Annotated in this window: 19 protein-coding genes; 6 read left to right on the top strand and 13 right to left on the bottom strand. The window is 68.7% G+C overall.

Going from position 1 to position 17,907, the window contains the following annotated elements; all coding sequences use genetic code 11:
- The first annotated feature begins 94 nt into the window (after positions 1-94).
- Complete coding sequence (locus BKN51_RS04695; RefSeq protein WP_101606447.1) at positions 95-610, top strand: hypothetical protein; 516 nt, start codon at positions 95-97, stop codon at positions 608-610.
- On the opposite strand, the gene BKN51_RS04690 is transcribed toward BKN51_RS04695, so the two are convergent.
- The 13 genes from BKN51_RS04690 to BKN51_RS04630 form a co-directional block, all read right to left on the bottom strand.
- A complete protein-coding gene (locus BKN51_RS04690; RefSeq protein ID WP_101606446.1) occupies positions 611-1,105 on the bottom strand; it encodes a hypothetical protein in 495 nt (164 codons plus the stop codon).
- Positions 1,102-1,590, bottom strand: coding sequence for a hypothetical protein (locus BKN51_RS04685; protein WP_101606445.1), 489 nt, complete (start codon positions 1,588-1,590; stop codon positions 1,102-1,104). Before BKN51_RS04685 ends, BKN51_RS04690 begins: the two co-directional genes overlap by 4 nt.
- On the bottom strand, positions 1,590-2,825 hold the full coding sequence (locus BKN51_RS04680) for an MCE family protein (protein ID WP_168214265.1): 1,236 nt from the start codon (positions 2,823-2,825) through the stop codon (positions 1,590-1,592). The genes BKN51_RS04685 and BKN51_RS04680 overlap by 1 nt, the downstream gene beginning before the upstream one ends.
- Complete coding sequence (locus BKN51_RS04675) at positions 2,822-4,033, bottom strand: MCE family protein (RefSeq protein WP_101606444.1); 1,212 nt, start codon at positions 4,031-4,033, stop codon at positions 2,822-2,824. Before BKN51_RS04675 ends, BKN51_RS04680 begins: the two co-directional genes overlap by 4 nt.
- Positions 4,030-5,220, bottom strand: coding sequence for an MCE family protein (locus BKN51_RS04670; protein WP_101606443.1), 1,191 nt, complete (start codon positions 5,218-5,220; stop codon positions 4,030-4,032). The genes BKN51_RS04675 and BKN51_RS04670 overlap by 4 nt, the downstream gene beginning before the upstream one ends.
- Positions 5,217-6,248 carry an MCE family protein gene (locus BKN51_RS04665; RefSeq protein WP_168214264.1) on the bottom strand — a complete coding sequence of 344 codons (1,032 nt, stop codon included), beginning with the start codon at positions 6,246-6,248 and terminating at the stop codon, positions 5,217-5,219. The genes BKN51_RS04670 and BKN51_RS04665 overlap by 4 nt, the downstream gene beginning before the upstream one ends.
- Positions 6,245-7,282 (bottom strand): MCE family protein, encoded by a 1,038-nt coding sequence (locus BKN51_RS04660; protein ID WP_101606441.1) that lies wholly within the window; start codon positions 7,280-7,282, stop codon positions 6,245-6,247. Before BKN51_RS04660 ends, BKN51_RS04665 begins: the two co-directional genes overlap by 4 nt.
- A 133-nt stretch (positions 7,283-7,415) precedes the next feature.
- Positions 7,416-8,732, bottom strand: a complete 1,317-nt coding sequence (locus BKN51_RS04655) for an MCE family protein (protein ID WP_101606440.1) — start codon at positions 8,730-8,732, stop codon at positions 7,416-7,418.
- Positions 8,729-9,577: an MlaE family ABC transporter permease gene (locus BKN51_RS04650; protein ID WP_101606439.1), complete on the bottom strand. Its 849-nt coding sequence runs from the start codon at positions 9,575-9,577 to the stop codon at positions 8,729-8,731. The genes BKN51_RS04655 and BKN51_RS04650 overlap by 4 nt, the downstream gene beginning before the upstream one ends.
- 1 nt (position 9,578) lies before the next feature.
- Positions 9,579-10,337 carry an MlaE family ABC transporter permease gene (locus BKN51_RS04645; RefSeq protein WP_101606438.1) on the bottom strand — a complete coding sequence of 253 codons (759 nt, stop codon included), beginning with the start codon at positions 10,335-10,337 and terminating at the stop codon, positions 9,579-9,581.
- Between the two features lie 118 nt (positions 10,338-10,455).
- The gene (locus BKN51_RS04640; RefSeq protein ID WP_101606437.1) at positions 10,456-11,217 is read right to left on the bottom strand and encodes a glucose 1-dehydrogenase; all 762 of its coding nucleotides are present in this window, start codon (positions 11,215-11,217) and stop codon (positions 10,456-10,458) included.
- Positions 11,218-11,233: 16 nt separating this feature from the next.
- On the bottom strand, positions 11,234-12,118 hold the full coding sequence (locus BKN51_RS04635) for a 3-oxoacyl-ACP reductase (RefSeq protein ID WP_101606436.1): 885 nt from the start codon (positions 12,116-12,118) through the stop codon (positions 11,234-11,236).
- A 71-nt stretch (positions 12,119-12,189) separates the two neighbouring features.
- Complete coding sequence (locus BKN51_RS04630; protein ID WP_101606435.1) at positions 12,190-12,381, bottom strand: ferredoxin; 192 nt, start codon at positions 12,379-12,381, stop codon at positions 12,190-12,192.
- Positions 12,382-12,483: 102 nt separating this feature from the next.
- Between BKN51_RS04630 and BKN51_RS04625 the strand changes: the two genes are divergently transcribed.
- The 5 genes from BKN51_RS04625 to BKN51_RS04605 all read left to right on the top strand — a co-directional run bounded on the left by BKN51_RS04625 (position 12,484) and on the right by BKN51_RS04605 (position 17,888).
- Positions 12,484-13,665: an acyl-CoA dehydrogenase family protein gene (locus tag BKN51_RS04625; RefSeq protein ID WP_101606434.1), complete on the top strand. Its 1,182-nt coding sequence runs from the start codon at positions 12,484-12,486 to the stop codon at positions 13,663-13,665.
- A gap of 9 nt (positions 13,666-13,674) precedes the next feature.
- The gene (locus BKN51_RS04620; RefSeq protein ID WP_101606433.1) at positions 13,675-14,748 is read left to right on the top strand and encodes an acyl-CoA dehydrogenase family protein; all 1,074 of its coding nucleotides are present in this window, start codon (positions 13,675-13,677) and stop codon (positions 14,746-14,748) included.
- Positions 14,745-16,256, top strand: coding sequence for a long-chain-fatty-acid--CoA ligase (locus BKN51_RS04615; protein WP_101606432.1), 1,512 nt, complete (start codon positions 14,745-14,747; stop codon positions 16,254-16,256). The genes BKN51_RS04620 and BKN51_RS04615 overlap by 4 nt, the downstream gene beginning before the upstream one ends.
- A gap of 86 nt (positions 16,257-16,342) precedes the next feature.
- Positions 16,343-17,515, top strand: coding sequence for an alpha/beta hydrolase family protein (locus BKN51_RS04610; protein WP_233224251.1), 1,173 nt, complete (start codon positions 16,343-16,345; stop codon positions 17,513-17,515).
- Positions 17,463-17,888 carry an SgcJ/EcaC family oxidoreductase gene (locus BKN51_RS04605; RefSeq protein WP_101606431.1) on the top strand — a complete coding sequence of 142 codons (426 nt, stop codon included), beginning with the start codon at positions 17,463-17,465 and terminating at the stop codon, positions 17,886-17,888. The genes BKN51_RS04610 and BKN51_RS04605 overlap by 53 nt, the downstream gene beginning before the upstream one ends.
- Positions 17,889-17,907 lie beyond the last annotated feature (19 nt).

The following is a 17,907-nucleotide window of genomic DNA, read 5'->3' as shown; positions in this document are numbered from 1 at the left end:
ATCGGTAACAGGGACAAGTCCTCTAGTGAGCCGGGCGCTTTTCTCGCATTCTCGGGCAATACGAACGAAAAGACGAGAAACGAGGGGCTCGGCAATGAGAGCGAAGAACTGGGCGGCTTTGACGATAATGGCCGCGGGCGGACTGGCCGCGTGCGCGACACCGAATCAGGGCACGGCGACTCCCGTCGTCGCACTGGCCGCTCCCACGAGCACGATCGTGGTACAGCCACCGGTGGTCGCGGCCCCGCCACAGACGGTTTATGCCACGCCGCCGACGACGCGGACGATCTATCCCGCACCCGCACCCGCACCCGCGATTCCGGTGGCACAGACGGTGATCGCCTACTACGACGCGATCAACCGGGGTGATTTCTCCACCGCGTGGAGTCTCGGCGGGCAAAGGCTGGCCAAAGGCGGCACTCTCGCCTCCTACGCCAAGGGATACGCGACGACTTCGTGGGCCGCTCTCACCGTGACGAGCGTGAGCGGCAACACCGTGTACGTCGATCTTTCGGCCCGGCAGACCGATGGTTCGCTACGCACTTTTTCCGGTTCTTACACCGTTTCCAACGGTGCCATCACCAGCGCGAACATGAAGCGGATCTCGTGATCACAGCGCGGTCAGCTGTGAGATCTTCCACCGGCCGTCGATCCGGACAGCGGTGACCGAAAGCTGGGAGACCGACGACTGCGGAGCGCCCCCGCCCGCGGCGATCGTCTGCTGGTCGAGGAACAACAGCACTTCCGCCTGGTCGCCGCGCAAGGACCGGACACCGAGCGAACGAACCGTCGTCGTGCGCACCAGCTTCTGTTCTTCGGCCCGCTTGCGTGCCGAAGCGAACTGGTCCCGGTACTGCCCGGTCGCCTCGCCGGTCAGCACGTCGGCGGCGGCCCGCTCGGTCCGCACGAGGTTGCTGTAGTCGTAGGAGAAAACGGCCTTCACCCCGGCGCCGACCTGGTCCGCGACCTCGGCCGTGGCGGCCTGGTCCACCAGCGCCGCGTTGCCGTCCGAACCGAGCGAGGACGCCTGGAAGCCGAACCACACCGCGCAGCCGACGGCCAGCACGATGATCGCGACGAGGATCCGCTGCGTACGCCCGGTCATGAACCCGCCGCCTGTACCGCGCTGACCTTCCAGCCGTCTTCGACGCGCTGGTAGTCCACGGTCAGCCTGCTCACCTTGGGCGCGGCCGATCCGCCGCCGGTGCTGACCTTCACGTCCAGCACCGCCATCAGCCGCGCCGTCCCGGCGACGGCGTCGAGTTCGGTGACCGCGGCCTGCTTGAGCTTCGCGGTCGCGACGGTCTTGCCGGTGTTCGCCCGGTCGATCTGGGTCTGCCGGTCGCCGGTGAGGTCCTTGCCGAGCCGTCCGGTGGTGACGCCGAGCCAGCGGTCGACGTCCTGGGCGCCCGTGCGGTAGTCGATCGTGTTGAGCACTTCCAGCTGGCCCGACGCGGCGGCGAGGACGGCCTCCCGTTCCCGGCCGCGGGCCAGGCCGTCGTCCCCCGCGGCGCTCCACCACGACCAGCCGAACCAGGCGGCCGCGAGGACCGCCAGCGCGGCGACGACGGTCAGTGCGCGGGTGAGCATCACTTGCCGCCCAGCAGCGCGCCCAGCCCGCCCGGACCGGACCCGCTGAGCAGGCTCAGCACGCCGGGCAGCTGCGCGGATTCCGCCGCCTGAGGGGTCTGCTTCGGCCGCTCCGGTACCGCGGGCGGCTTCCCGGCATAGGGCGCGTTCTGCGAGCCTCGCACGCCTGTCGGGCTCCCCGGCGGCTCGGCGCAGTACGCCTGGGTGTTCACCGGCGCTTCGGTGGTGTCGTTGGCAGGACGCTGTTTCGTGCCCTCGTAGCCCTTCGTGCACGAGACCGGGTCGAAGAAGTTGAACACGACGCCGAGGTGCCCCGTGCCGTCCGGCGACGTCGACCGCGAGAACGCCGAGATGATCGGATACGCGACGAGGAGTTCCTCGATCGCGTCGGTGCGGGCGGAGGTGATCTGGGCGGTGGTGAGCGTGTTCGCGAACAGCACCCCGAGGTCGGTCCCCGAAACCGCCAGCACGTCGCTGATCTGGCGGCTCAGTTTGGGCGCTTCGTCGATCACGCGCCGCAGATCCGGGTCGGACGTCTTCAGCTGCGCGGCGATCGTCTTGAGCCCGCTGGAGAACTTCGTGATGTTGTCGCCCTGGCGCCGCTGGGTGTCCAGCACCGTCCGCGAGTTGGCCAGCAGGCCCTGGGTGTCGGGCAGGTATTGCGTCGCCGTCGCGGTGAGGGAACCGGTGCTGTCCAGCAGTTGCCGCAGATCCGGGCCGGCGTCGGCGAACGCCTCGTAGGTCTCGTCGACGACGGTCTTGAGCGATTCGGGCTTCACGCTCGACACCAGTTTGTCCAAATTGGACAGCACGGTGTCCGGCGCGAGCGGGATCGACGTCTTGTCCCGCTTGATGACCGACCCCTGCGCGAGGTACGGCCCGTTTTCGTGCATGGGCAGCAGATCGACGTACTGCTCCCCCACCGCCGACCGGTTCGCGACCGCGGCCTTCGTGTCCGCGGGGATCTTCGGGGCCCCCGAATCGATGTCGAGGCCGAGGTCGATGCCGTGCTCGGTGAGCGTCATCGAGGCGACCTTGCCGACCGCGACGCCGCGATAGGAGACCTCGGCGTTGACGAAGATCCCGCCGGAGTCCACGAGCTGCGCGGTGACGAGATAGCCGCGGGTGCCGAACAGCCTGTCCAGCCCCGCATACTTGCCGCCCGCGTAGACGACCGACACCACCGCGATGACGACGAACACCGCGAGCTGGATCTTGGTCTTGCGCGTGATCACCGGCCACCTCCCAGGATCGGCCCGAGGAGCCCGCCGAGGACGCCGCCCAGCACGTCCCCTTGCGGTGTCCGGGGCGCCTGCGGGAGATCGCCGGTGGGCAGCGGCAGCACGGGTGGCGCGGCGCCGTTGTTGAACGGGATCGCGCCGGGAGTTCCGGTGCCCTGACTCCCCGGCAGCTGGATGATCGGCTGCGACGAGTTGTTCATGTTCTCGAGGAACGTGTCCAGGTTCAGGTCGATCTTGGCTTCCACGTTCGCGTAGTCGCCCTTGATCACGTTGCCCGCGTAGTCCGGGAACGGATACGTGAGCAGGATCCGCAGCGCGGTCGGCAGGTCCTGGCCGGCCTCGGTCAGCTTCTTCAATGTCGGCTGCAACGCACGGAGGTTCGCCACCAGCTGATCGCCGCTGGCCTTGATCGTGTCGGTCGCGACCCCGGACAGCGTGTTCAGCGACCGCAGCATGCCGACGAGCTGATCCCGTTGCTCGGTCACGACCTTGAGCCCCGGCGAAAGGTTGTCGAGCGCGTTCGTGAGGTTCTGCGTCTGGCCGGCCAGGGTCTTGGACAGCTTGTCGAGGCCGTCGATGGCCCGCAGGATCTCGCCCTTGTGCCCGTCGAGTTCGGTGGCCAGCGTGTCCACCCGGGACAGCAGCGCGCGGACCTCGGCCTCGTTGCCGGTGAGCGCTTCGTTGAGCTCGTGGCTGATCTTCTGGATCTGCTCGACCCCGCCGCCGTTGAGCAGCAGGGAAAGCGCGCCGAGGACCTCTTCGACCTCGGGGTTGCGGTTCGTGCGGTCCAGCGGGATCTTCGCGCCCTCGGCGAGGGCGCCTTCGGGTTTGACACCGGACGCCGCGTGCAGATCGACGAACTTCTCCCCCAGCAGGCTCGACTGCCGGAGTTCGGCACGCGCGTTCGCGGGGAGCGCGATGTCGCCGTTGACGACCATGCTCACCCACGCCGAGCGGGTGTCCGGCGCGAGGTCGATCTTCTCGACCCTGCCGACCGGGACGTCGTTGACCTTCACGCTCGCCTGCGGAACGAGGTCGAGCACGTCGGAGAACTGCGCGGAGAGCCGGTACGGATGGTCACCGAGGTCGGCGCCACCCGGCAGCGGGGTGTTGTACAGCCCAGAGAAACCGCCGTCGCTGCAGCCGGCCAGCACCAGGACGCCCGCCATCACCCCCGCGATCTTCTGCCGCTGCCGCCTCATTTCGGGAGCCCCTTGCTCATGACGTCGATCAGCGGGAGCGGCAGCGGCGGCAGTTCACCGCTCTGCAGCGAGGCCAAGACTTGCGGGACGGACGGGAGTTTCAGGGTGCCGTCGAGGATCGGCGCGAGCTGCTTGCAGATACCGCCCAGCGCGTCCGGGATCGGCTTGGGCGTGCTCGCGCTGATCAGGCGGCAGACGGTCAGGATCGGCGGATGCGTCAGTTCGTTCAGGTTGTCCCGCACCGCGATCGTGCCGGACGCCGCGTCGTAGGAGTTGATGAAGTTGGTCGCCCCGGTCGGCGCGATGTCGATCACCTCGGCGAGCGAGGCCCGCTGGTCCACGAGCACCTTCGTCAGCCCGGCCAGTTTGTCCACATTGGACGAGAGCAGGTCCTTGTTCTCCGCGACGAACTTCTCGACGTCGCCCATCGCCGTCGCCAGTGAGCTCAGCGCGGCGCCGACGTCGGCGGAGTCCGCGGCCAGGAACCCGCTCACGTCGGCGGCCCGGCGGTAGAACTCGTTGAGCTGTTTGTCGCTGTCGGCGAGCGCGCCGGTGAAGGAGTTCAAGTTCTGCACAGTGGTGAACAGATCGCCCTTGGACCCGTCCAGCGTCTTGGCCAGTTCGGACAGCCTCGTCACCGTCGTGTTGAGGTTCTTCCCGTTGCCGTCGAGGTTCGCCGCGGCGGTGTCGAGCACGTCGGACAGCGCGCCGTTCTTGTTGGCGCCGTTGGGTCCCAGGCTCGTCGAGAGTTTGTCGAGGCTCGTGTAGAGGTCGTCGAGTTCGGCCGGTGTCGCCGTCTTCTCCTTGGCGATCACCGTGTCCGCGGTCATTTCGGGGCCGCTCTCGTACGCCGGGGTCAGCTGGACGTACCGGTCGCTCACCAGGCTCGGCGAGACGACGACGGCTCCCGCGTCGGCCGGGATCGGGGTGCCGTCGTCGATCCGCATGTCGACCCGGACCGCTTCGCCCTGCGGCGTCACGCCGGTGATCTCGCCGACCTTCACCCCGAGCACCCGGACCGACGATCCCGCGTAGAGCCCGACGGTCTTCCCGAAGTAGGCGCTGATCCTGGTCCCGCCGGGCTCCTTGAACACCAGCCACAGACCGGCTGTCACGATCAGCGCGAGGACACAGGCGAACGCGACCCAGGTGTAGACGGTGCGCCCGGTGCGGGTGTGGATGGTCATCGTCCGCCCACCCCCTGGTTCGGCGCCGCGATCGGCGGGGTGCAGCCCTCCGGGTTGACCTGGAACGCGCCCGCGATGATCGTCGGCGGCAGCAGCCCGCACAGGTAGCCTTCGAACCAGCGCCCGTTGCCGGTCGCGTTGGCGCCGACGCGCGCGAACGGCGCCATCAGCGCGAGGCTGCGGTTGAGGTTGTCCTGGTTGCGCTGCAGGATGTCGGTGACCTTCCCGAGTTTCTCCAGCGTCGGCTTCAACTGCTGCCGGTTGTCGGCGACGAGACCGGACAGCTGGGCGGAAACCTGTTGCGTGCCCTTGAGCAACGTACTGATCGCGTCCTTCCGGTTCTGCAGTTCGGCGAGCAGGAGGTTGCCGTCGTCGAGGATCCGCTTCAGCTGGGCGTTGCGATCGGACAGCGTCTTGGACACCTTGCTCGTGTTGGCCAGCAACGTCTTCAAGTCACCGTCGCGCGAGGAAACCGTCTTGGACAGGGAGGAAAGCCCGCCCAGCGCGTCTTTCAGGTATTGCGGGCTGTCCTTGAGCGCGTCGGACAGGACGGTGAAACTCGACGCCAGCTGCGCGGTGTCGATCTCGCCGACCGTGCCCGAGAGCTGCTGGAACGCGTCCTGCAGTTCGAACGGCGTCCGCGTGCGGTCGAGCCCGATGGTGGCGTTCGGATCCTGGCTCGCCTTGCCCTTCGGCGTCAGCGCGAGGAACTTCTCACCCAGCAGCGTCTTGATCTCGATCGACGCCGAGGTCGCGTCGCCGACTCTGGCGTCCTTGACCCGGAACTTCACCAGCACCTTCTTGCCCGCCAGTTCCACCGAGCTGACCTGGCCGACCTTGACCCCGGCGATCTGGACCTCGTTGTCCGGCGCCAATCCGGCCGATTCGCCGAAATACGCCGAGTACGTCGTCCCGCTGCCGAAGAACGGGATCCGGTCGGAGAAGTACGTCGTCGCCGTGATCAGCACGATCAGGATGAGCGTCACCGCCCCGACCGCGGCCTGGTTGCGTTGCTTCAGCGGCTTCACGGCCCGCACCTCTCCGGTCGCTGCGTGCCGGGCAGCGGCGTGATCGGCAGTTCGATGTTGAGCGACTTGATGCCGATGCTGCCGGAGATCCCGCACAGGTAGTAGTTGAACCAGCTGCCGTAGCTCAGCGTCCTGGTGAACTTCTGCAGGTTGCCCGGCAGCACCTGCAGCAGATGGTCGAGCAGCTGTTCGGAGTCGCCGAGGTTCTGCGACAGGGCCCCGAGCTGGACGACGTCGTCCTTGAGCGCGGGCCGGGCGTCGGCGAGCAGGCCCGTCGTGGCGACGGTGAGGTCGCCCAGCGCCGTGACCGCCTCTCCGATCGGCTGCCGCTGCTCGGCGAGCCCGGTGACCAGCCGCTGGGTCTGGTCGATCAGCTCGCCCAGCTGCGGCGAGCGCTTCTCGACCGTGCCGAGCACCGTGTTGAGGTTCGCGATGACGTCACCGATGATCTTGTCCTTGCCCGCGATGGCCGACGTGACCGACGCGGTGTGCGCGAGCAGGCTGGTGATCGTGCCGCCCTCGCCCTGGAAGACCTGGATGATCTCGTAGGAGAGCTTGTTGACGTCCTCGGGGTTCAGCGCGCGGAAGAGCGGTTTGAACCCGTTGAAGAGCACGGTCAGGTTCAGCGCCGGTTTGGTGCGCTCGGGCGGGATGATCCCGCCTCGCGGCAACGACTTCTCGTCCCCGATGTCCGTGCCGAGCGAGAGGTACCGCTGCCCGACCAGGTTGCGGTACTTGATGGTCGCGGTCACCGAGGCGGGCAGCCGGTGCGTGGTCTGGACGTCGAAGTGGACCTGGGCGAAGTTCTTCTCGCCCTCCTCGACTTCGATCGCGCCGACCTGTCCGACCTTCACGCCGACGATGCGGACGTCGTCGCCCTCCTTGAGCCCGGACGCGTCGGTGAACTTGGCCGTGTAGCCCGAGGTCTCGCCGAAGTTGGTGTTCGCGATGGTGGCGCCGAGGATCGCGGTGAGCAGCACGGTGACCACGGCGAAGACGAGGATCTTGATCAGATCCGGCACGAAGGACCTCACCTGACCGCCCTCCCGCCTCGTACGGCCCGGGGCCTGAAGGACGCTTTCCCCGCATCACGCGCGGTGAAAGCTCCCTTCACCGCGTCGCATGCGGCGAAGGGCCCCTTCAGCCCGCTCCTGGCTGACGTGGTCCTCATCGCAGTTCCACCTCCGCGCCCCGGTACAGCGGCCCCACCAGCAGGCTGCCCCAGTTCGGCACCCGGTCCGGCGTCGTCCCCATCGCCGGCGACACGAGCAGGTCGATCAGCCGTTGCTCGTCCGGCGTGTTCACCACCGAACCGCCCGCGCTCCCGCCGGAAGGCAGGGTGCCGTCGGGATCACGTGGCGGCGCGGGTTTCGAGGACCCGTCGTCGATCGCGCCGTCCGGCGGGTACTGCGGCCAGCGTCCCGGCGGCGGGACCTCCGGATAGCACCGAGGGCCGCGTTTGTCGTTGTACTTCGGCTCGTCGACGCCGGGCAGGTACTTGCCGCGGCTCGGCGTGAACTCGATCGTCACCCGGCTGACCTCGGGATGCGCGGTGCCCTTGCCGAACGCGAGTTCCGCGCGGGGCACCGATCCGGCCAGCTGCTTGAGCAGGCAGGGGTACTCCGGCGCGTACTTCGCGAGGACGTCCAAAGTGGGCTGGAGGCTGGTGGTGAGGCGGATCAGGTTGTCCTGGTTCACTTTCAGGAAGCTCGTCAGGTCGAGCGACGCCGCGGTCACCGTCGAGTAGACGTCGGCGAGACCGCGCTGGCTCTCGACCAGGGTCTTGCTCGTGGTGGTCAGGTCCGACAGCGCGGCCAGCAGATCCGGCGCGGCCTTGTCGTAGATCTCGGCGGCGTCGGCCAGTCCGGTGATGTCGGCCTTGAGATCGGGCAGCGACGGGTTCACCTTCCCGAGATAGTCCGAAAGCCCCGCCAGCGTCGAGCCGAGTTGCTTGCCCTGACCGTCCAAAGCGGACGCGACGGCGTTGAGCGTACTGGCCATCTTCTCCGGCTGGACGGCCTGCAGCAGCGGCATCACGTTGCCGAGCACGGTTTCCAGTTCGATCGCGCTGCTGCTGCGGTCCTGCGGGATGACGTCGCCCTCGCCGATGTGCCGCTCCGGCCTTTCCGGAATCTGCAAAGCGACATACCGCTCACCGAACAACGTCTTCGGCAGCAGCCGCGCGGACACGTTCGACGGGATGACCGACGTCTTGTCCGGCTGCAGCGCCAGGTCCATCGTCGCGCGATCGCCGTGGGCCCGGATCGTCCGCACCTCGCCGACGACCATCCCGCGTACCTTGACGTCCGCGCCCTCGCGCATCTGGTTGCCGATGCGGTCGGTCTCCAGTTTCACCAGGGTCACCGTGGTGAAGGCCTTCTGGTAGAAGGCGATGGTGGTGACGAAGAACAGCACGACCACCACGAGGAAGATCAGCCCGAGCACCTGGTGCCGGAGCCGCTGCAGCAGTGTCCCCCTGTTCACCCGGAAATCCTCACCGTCGTCGTGGCGCCCCAGATCGCGAGGCTCAGGAAGAAGTCGAGCACCGAGATCAGCACGATCGCCGTCCGCACCGCGCGGCCGACCGCGACCCCGACCCCGGCGGGCCCGCCGCTGGCGGTGTAGCCGTAGTAGCAATGGGACAGGATGACGAGCACGCTGAAGATGATCACCTTGAGGAACGACCACAGGACGTCCTCGGGCGGCAGGAACAGCGTGAAGTAGTGGTCGTAGGTGCCCGCGGACTGGCCGTAGAGCCAGATGGTGATCTGCCGCGAGGCGAGATAGGACGAGAGCAGGCCGACGGCGTAGAGCGGGATGACCGCGGTGACGCCGGCGATCACCCGTGTCGTCACGAGGTAGGGCATGCTCGGCACGCCCATCACCTCGAGCGCGTCGATCTCCTCGGAGATCCGCATCGCGCCGAGTTGCGCGGTGAAGCCGCAGCCGACGGTGGCCGAAAGCGCGAGCCCGGCCGAAAGCGGCGCGACCTCGCGGGTGTTGAAGTAGGCCGAGATGAAGCCGGTCAGCGCGGCGGTGCCGAGCTGGTTCAGCGCCGAATAGCCCTGCAGGCCGACGATGAGACCGGTGAACAGCGTCATCCCGATCATCACGCCGAGCGTCCCGCCGATCACCGCGAGCGCGCCGGTGCCGAAGCTGACTTCGGTCAGCAGGCGGAAGACCTCACGGCCGTAGCGCCGGATCGTGCGCGGCGTCCAGGCCAGCGCACGGAAGTAGAAGGACAGTTGCCCCCCGAAGCCCTCCAGCATCGCGCCGGGGCGCGCGATGATCTCCAGGGTCCGGTCCGAAACAGCGGGTTCGGCTGCCATGTCACATCGCCTTCGGCGGCACGATCCGCAGGTAGATCGCCGTCAGCACGACGTTGATCAGGAACAGCAGCAGGAACGTGATGACCACGGCCTGGTTCACCGCGTCGCCGACGCCCTTCGGCCCGCCCGCCGGGTTCAGCCCGCGGAAGGCCGCGACCACCCCGGCGACGAAGCCGTAGAGCAGCGCCTTGATCTCGCTGATCCACAGGTCCGGCACCTGCGCGAGCGCGTTGAAGCTGGCGAGGTACGCGCCCGGGGTGCCGCCCTGCATGACGACGTTGAAGAAGTAGCCGCCGAGCACCCCGACGACACTGACCAAACCGTTCAGCAGCACCGAAACCACGATCGCGGCCAGGACGCGGGGCACGATCAGGCGCTGGATCGGGTTGACCCCGAGCACCTCCATCGCGTCGATTTCTTCGCGGATCTTGCGGGCGCCGATGTCGGCGCAGACCGCGCTGCCGCCCGCGCCCGCCACCAGCAGCGCGGTGATCAGCGGGCTGGCCTGCTGGACGATCGCGAGCGCGCTCGCCGCGCCGGTGAAGGACTGCGCGCCGATCTGCTGCGTCAGCGATCCGAGCTGCAGCGCGATGACCGCGCCGAACGGGATCGCCACCAGGGCCGTCGGCAGGATGGTGACGCTGGCGAAGAACCAGCACTGCTGGATCCATTCGCGGAACTGGAACGGGCGTTTGAAGATCGCGCGCAGGACCTCCCACGACAGGGTCGCGAGCCTGCCGACCTGTGTGAGCGCACCCATACCCGGGACGGACACCGACGCTCCCACAGAACCTCCCAGTAGCCTGCCCCGAGTCTTACTCCACCTGTCAACGCCCCAGTGCGTCAGCGGTGTTCACTTTGCTCTCGGCACCTCCGCGCTAGAACTTGAGTGCGTGCGTCGCCGTGGCACCGCCGTCGGCGACGAATTCCGAGCCCGTGCTGTACGAACTTTCGTCACTGGCCAGGAACAACACGAGTTTCGCGATGTCTTCCGGCTGCCCGACGCGGCCCAAGGCGACCTTCTTGCCGACCCACGACATGTCGATCTTCTGCCCGCCCGCCGCCGCGGCGACCATCGGCGTGTCGATCGCGCCGGGATGGACCGAATTGACCCGGATGTTCTTCGCGCCGAGTTCGAGCGCCGCGACCTTGGTCATCCCGCGGATCGCGAACTTGCTCGCGGTGTAGGCGACGAGGAACGGCATCCCGGCGAGTCCTTCCACAGAGGACACGTTGACGATGGAGCCGCCTCCGGCCCCGGTCATCGGTTCAACGACCGAACGCATCCCGAGAAACGCCCCGATCTGATTGACCCGGATGACGCGTTCGTAGTCGGCCAGCGTGGTCTTCCCGAGTTCCGAGAAATGCAGGATGCCCGCGTTGTTGACCAGCACCGTCGGCGGGCCGAACTCGGAGACCGTGCGCTCGATCGCGGCGTCCCACTCGGCCTCGTCGCCGACGTCGAGATGCTGGTAGACGGCGGCCTCGCCGAGATCCGCGGCGAGTTTTTTGCCGTCGAGGTCGTTGAGGTCGGCGATCACCACCCGCGCGCCCTCGGCGACGAACAGCCGCGCGGCCGCCTCACCCTGGCCACGGGCACCGCCGGTGATCAGGGCCACCTTGCCGTCGAGCCTGCCCATCGTCATCTCCTCTGATTCACGGCAGCGACATGATTTCGGACGCGGAGAACATGCGTTCCGGGTCTCGGTCGGCGAAGTAGCCGCCCACGCTCGTGGCGAGTTCTTCGGTGGTCCAGGTGCCGTTGACGGTGTCGAACCGCTGCTCCACCGACGGCGGCCGCATGAGCGCGACCATCCCGCCGTAGACGAGGAACACCTGGCCGTTGACCCGGTCGGACTCGGGCGAGCAGAGGAAGGACACGAACGGCGCCACGTGGTCGACCGAAAGCGGGTCGACCCCTTCCGGCGCGTCGGCCCCGAAGACCCCTTCGGTCATCGCGGTGCGGGCGCGCGGGCAGATCGCGTTGGCGCGGACGCCGTAGCGGGAGAGGCCGCGCGCGGTGGAGACGGTGAGCGCGGCGATGCCCGCCTTGGCCGCGCCGTAGTTCGGCTGGCCGGGGGCACCGAGCAGGAAGGACTCCGACGCGGTGTTGACCACCCTGCCGTACACCGGAGCTCCGTCCACTTTGGACTTGTCACGCCAGTACGCCCCCGCGTTGCGGGAAAGCAGGAAGTGCCCGCGCAGGTGCACGCCGAGCACGGTGTCCCATTCGTCGTCGGACATCGAGAACAGCATCCGGTCGCGCAGGACGCCCGCGTTGTTGACCAGGACGTGGAGTCCGCCGAAATGGTCGACGGCGGCGGTGAGCAGCGCGTCCGCGGTCGAGGACTCCGACACGTCGCCGGTGACCGCGACGGCCTTGCCGCCCTCGGCCTCGATCTCGTCGGCCACCACCTGCGCCGCCGTCGAGACGTCGTTGACCACCACCGAGGCCCCCGCCGCGGCCAGCGCCAGCGCCTCGGCCCGGCCGAGTCCCGCGCCGGCGCCGGTCACGATGGCCGTCTTGCCGTCCAAACTCACTCCGGGCCTCCTTACCTCTCCGCACACACTAGAATCTGTTCTTGCTCCGTGCAAGACCTAAATAAACGGTGCTAACCACGTATGAGCAGCGCGTTCTTCGGACAGCTCGCCACAGCTTGAGTAACACGTTCTACTTGGTTTGCCGGAACTTCGTCGGACGCGAGGACCAGCTCCTCCTCGTCGTCGAGATCGAAGACCTCGGGCGCGAAGCCGACACAGATCGCGTTCGCCTCGCAGAGCGAGCGATCGACGTCGATCTCCATATTCCCTCCTCGCCGCCACACTGGTACAACTAGAACAGGTTCTACCCTACCGCCGCGGGCGGCCATGGCACCAGTAACGAGCACCGACGGCAGAGGTGACGGATGCGGATCGACTACACGCCGGAACAGCGCGCACTGGCCGGGGAACTGCGGGAGTACTTCGCCGGACTGATGACCCCCGAACGCCGTGAAGCCCTGTCCGGCGACGGCGGCGAGTACGGCGACAGTGTGGTGTACAAGGAAATCGTGCGCGAGCTCGGCAGCTCGGGCTGGCTCGCGATCGGCTGGCCCCGCGAGTACGGCGGGCAGGACCGGCCGATGCTCGACCAGCTCATCTTCACCGACGAGGCGGCCGCCGCCGGGGTGCCCGTCCCGTTCCTCACGGTGAACACCGTCGGGCCGACCATCATGCGCTACGGCACCGAAGAGCAGAAGGCGTTCTACCTGCCGAAGATCGCCGCCGGCGAACTGCATTTCGCGATCGGCTACTCCGAGCCCGGCGCGGGGACCGACCTGGCGGCGCTGCGCACCCGCGCGGTCCGCGACGGCGACGACTACGTGATCAACGGCCAGAAGATGTGGACGAGCCTGATCGAGTACGCCGACTACATCTGGCTGGCCGCCCGCACCGACCCGGACGCCCGCAGGCACAAGGGCTTGAGCATGCTGATCGTGCCGACGTCCGCGCCCGGCTTCTCCTGGACGAAGGTGCGCACAGTCGCCGGACCGGGCACGAGCGCGACCTACTACGACGACGTACGCGTACCGGTGACCTCCCGGGTCGCGGGCGAGAACGAGGGCTGGCCGCTCATCACGAACCAGCTCAACCACGAACGGGTCGCGCTGACCTCGGCCGCCCCGATCCAGACCTCGTTGCGTGAAGTGCGGACCTGGGCGCAGACGACCAAACTGCCCGACGGCTCCCGCGTCATCGACGCGCCGTGGGTGCGACTGCACCTGGCGCGGATCCACACCCACGCGGAGTACCTGAAACTGCGGAACTGGCGGATCGCCTGGGCGGCCGCGAGCAGCGATCTCGGCCCCGCCGAGGCTTCGGCGACCAAGGTGTTCGGCACGGAGTTCGCGACCGAGGCCTACCGGCTGATGATGGAGATCCTCGGCGCGGGCGCCGTGGTCCGCGAGGGCTCCCCCGGCGCGCTGCTGCGCGGCCGGGTCGAACGGCTGCACCGGTCGTCGCTGATCCTCACCTTCGGCGGCGGCGCCAACGAGATCCAGCGGGACATGATCGCCGCGACCGCCCTCGGCCTGCCCATCACGCGCTAGGAGGCACAGATGGACTTCACGCTCACCGAAGCGCAACAGGATCTCGCGTCGCTCACGCGCCGGATCCTCACGGACAAGGTCACCCCCGACGTGCTGGGGCCGCACGGTTCCGGCGGCTTCGACGCTCCACTGTGGACCGCTCTGGCCCAGGCGGGAGTGGTCGACGCCGCCCTGCCGCAGTCGGTGGGCGGTGGCGGGTTCGGGCTGCTGGAACAGTGTTCCGTCCTGGCCGAGATCGGCCGCGCGGTCGCGCCGGTGCCCTACCTGACTTCGGTCGTGATGGGCGCCGCCGCGGTCGCCGAATTCGGGGACGACAGGCTCGCCGAGCGCTGGGTGGTCCCGGTGCTGCGCGGCGACCACGTTCTCGCGGTGGCGCTGCCGGACTACGGCGTGCCCTGCGGCTTCACCGCCGAGGCCGACGGCGACGGCTGGCGGCTGACCGGCGCGCAGACCGCGGTGCCTTCGGGCGCTTTCGCACACGGCTTCCTCGTCGAAGCCGCCCTCGACGGCGGCCGTCAGGTGTTCCTGCTCGACCGGGACTCGGTGACCGTCTCGCCGCAACGGACCGTCGACCACGCCGACGCGGCGCTGGTCGAACTGTCCGGGGCGAAGTCCGCGGTCTCGCTGGGCGACGTCGGCGAATGGCTGCGGCTGCGCGGGACGATCGGGGTCTGCGCGCAGCAGCTCGGCGTCGTCGAACGGGCGCTGGAAATGACCGCGGCGTACGCGCGGGAACGCAAGCAGTTCGGCCACCTCATCGGGAGCTTCCAGGCGGTGCGGCAGCGGCTCGCCGACGCCTACGTCGATGTCGAAGCCGTCCGGCTGACGTTGTGGCAGGCAGCCTGGCGGCTGAGTGAAGGACTTCCGGCGGCCGAAGAGGTCGCGACGGCGAAGTTCTGGGCGGCCGAGGCCGGTCACCGTGTCGCGCACACCGCCGTGCACATCCACGGCGGGGTCGGCATCGACGTCGACCACACGCTGCACCGGTACTTCGTCGCGGCGAAGCGGCTCGAGTTCACCTTCGGCGGGGCGACCGCGCAGACGCGGGGCCTCGGCGATCTCCTGGCCGCGGACCCGGCATGACGCCCACGGTCACGGAACTCCTGCTCGCCCGGGCAGAAGACCCGTCGACCGGGCTGCTGTTCGAAGACCGGCGCTGGTCCTGGGCCGAACACGTCCGGGCCTGCGCCGGTCACGCGGCCGCGCTCGCCCGGATGCTCCGTCCCGGCGGGCATTTCGGGCTGCTGGCGGACAACGTCCCCGAGTTCTCGTTCCTGCTCGGCGGCGCGGCGTTGTCAGGACACGTGCTGGTCGGCCTGAACCCGACGCGCCGGGGCGCGGCGCTGGCCCGCGACGTCGCGCTGGCCGATTGCGAGCTGGTGCTCGCGGAGGAGAAGTACCTTCCGCTGCTGTCCGAGACGGCTGTCCCAGTGCTGCCGCTGAGCGAGCTCGAACCGCTGCGGGAGGCTGTCGTTCCCGTGGCGGCGAAGCCCGAAGACCTGCTCATGCTGATCTTCACCTCGGGAACCAGCGGCGACCCGAAGGCCGTCCGGTGTACGCACGGCAAGATCGCGTATCCCGGCGAGATGCTGGCCCGCCGGTTCGGTCTGTCCATACAGGACACGGTGTACGTGTCGATGCCGATGTTCCACTCCAACGCCATCATGGCGGGCTGGTCGGTCGGGCTCGCCGCGGGCGCGGGGGTCGCGTTGCGGCGCCGGTTCTCCGCCTCCGGGTTCCTGCCGGACGTCCGGGAGTTCGGCGCGACCTACGCCAACTACGTCGGCAAGCCACTGTCCTATGTGGTCGCCACACCCGAGCGGGACGACGACGCCGACAACCCGCTGAAACTGGTGTACGGCAACGAAGGCACGGAGGCCGACCTCGCCGTTTTCGGCAAGCGGTTCGGCTGCCACGTGGTCGACGCGTTCGGTTCGACCGAGGGCGGCGTGAACTTCGGCCGGGACGCCACCACCCCGGCCGGTTCACTCGGCCGCCTGCTCGACGGCGTCGCCGTCCTCGATCCGGAGACCGGGAAACCCCGTTCCCCGGCGGAATTCGACGCGGCCGGGAAGCTGCTCAACGCCGCCGAGGCGGTCGGCGAACTGGTCAACACCGGCGGAGCGGGCTTCTTCGCCGGGTACTACGGCGATCCGGCCGCCGAGGCCGAGCGGATGCGCGACGGGATGTACCACACCGGCGACCTGGCCTATCTCGACGCGGACGGCTACTGCTACTTCGCCGGGCGGCTCGGCGACTGGCTCCGCGTCGACGGCGAGAACCTCGGCACCGCCCCGATCGAACGCGCGCTCCTCCGGCATCCGGCGGTCCGGGAGGCGGCCGTGTACGGCGTGCCGGATCCGCGGGTGGGCGACCAGGTGATGGCCGCACTGGTCTGCCGGGCGCCGGTCGACGCGGGCGAGTTCGCCGCTTTCGTGGTGGCACAAGGCGATCTCGGGCCGAAGCAGCGGCCCCGGTTCGTGCGGGTGGTCGAGGAACTGCCGCGGACGGCGACGCACAAGATACTCAAGCGGGAGCTCGCGGCCGAAGGTGTCGCCGAGGCCTGGGAAGTCCGCTACCCCCGCCCGTGATCCCCCCGGGATGGGTGGGATCCCAGGGTCGGGACCGGTGATCTTCCTGATGCCCTGGACCCGGCGCGCTCCCTACGTTCGGTGCCATGACACGAACACTGCGCCGGATCGGCGTCCTCGCCACCGCGCTCGCACTGCCCGCCGTCCTCATCACGCCGTCCGCGTCGGCGGCGCCCGTCCGGTTGAGCCTGACCGCGCCGACCGGGCCGTACGCGGTCGGCAGCACCGATCTCCATCTGGTCGACCACTCCCGCCAGGACCCGTGGGTTCCCGGCGTCACGCGGGAACTCATGGTCACCGTTCGGTACCCGGCCTTGCCGAGCGGGAAGCCGAAAGCGCCTTACATGGCACCAGGAGTCGCGAAGGTGGTGGCCGAAGGCGACGCCGCCAAACTGGGCATGGACGCGAGCCTGATCGACTACCGCTTCCCCACCCATTCGCGGCTCGGGGCGCCGGCGCTGGGCGGCAAGCGACCTGTCGTGCTGTATTCGCCCGGCGGCACCTTGTCCCGTTCGCACGGCACCACCCTGCAGGAGCAGCTCGCGAGCGAGGGCTACGTCGTCGTGGCGATCGACCACACCCACGAAACGGAAGCGGTCGAGTTCCCCGGTGGCCGCGTCGAGAAGAAGGCCCTGCCGCCTTCGAGCATCGAGGTGTCGAAGCGGGTGATCGAGACCCGCGTCCAGGACACCCGGTTCGTCCTCGACTCGCTCCGCCTGAACCGGGCCGGCATGTTCGGCCACTCCGCGGGCGGGTTCACCGCTGGCGAGACGATGGTGACCGACAGGCGCATCGTCGCCGGGGCGGACCTCGACGGCAGCATGGCCCACTCGCAGTCGCAGCGGATCTTCGGCCGGGTCGCCGACGAGGGCCTGGACCGGCCGTTCCTGCTGATGAGCGCAGGCAATCACAGCGCCGCCTCGGACGCGTCCTGGCAGGAGTTCCAGCGCAACCAGCGCGGCTGGACCCGCGAAACGCGCCTGCCGGACGGCGAGCACTTCAGCTTCACCGACTACCAGACCCTGTTGCCGCAGCTGGGCAACGCCCCGGCCGCGTTCATCGGCACCATCGACCCGGCGCGGAGCGTCGCGGCCCAGCGAGCCGAACTGAGCGCGTTCTTCGGCAGGAACCTGGGTCACCGGAGCAGCGACACCACGGTCCGCTTCCTGCTAAACAGGGGACAGACGTTGCAAAGGGAGGACAGCGATGACCACCGAGGAGATCATCACTTCGCTGGAACGCGCCTGGAACACCGGTGACGGTGAGGCGTGGGCCGCGAACTTCGCCGAGGACGTGGACTTCGTCGACGTCGTCGGCCGCATCCAGCGCGGCCGCGCGACGATCGCCCGCGAAAGCCAGAAGATCTTCGACACCATCTACCGAGGCAGCAGGCTGGAGCTCCGCCAGGTGTCGAGCCGCCCGCTCGGCGGCGGGCTCGACCTCGTGCACACCGAAACGGTGATGTCCATCCCGGCGGGCCCCCTCGCCGGGGAGCAACGCGCGGTGCAGACGATGGTCGTCCAGGACGGGCGGGTCGCCGCGTTCCACAACACGATCCGGGGCGACATCGCGGAGTTCACCGGCCACGACGCGGATTTCGCCGCGCGCTCGCCCCAGGATTGGGATTCCTGATCGGCGCCGTTCGCGGGAC

The sequence above is a fragment of the Amycolatopsis sp. BJA-103 genome, assembly GCF_002849735.1.
Lineage (GTDB): Bacteria > Actinomycetota > Actinomycetes > Mycobacteriales > Pseudonocardiaceae > Amycolatopsis.
Note: the sequence above shows the minus strand (reverse complement) of the source record. Positions and strands in the feature narration are given on the sequence as shown.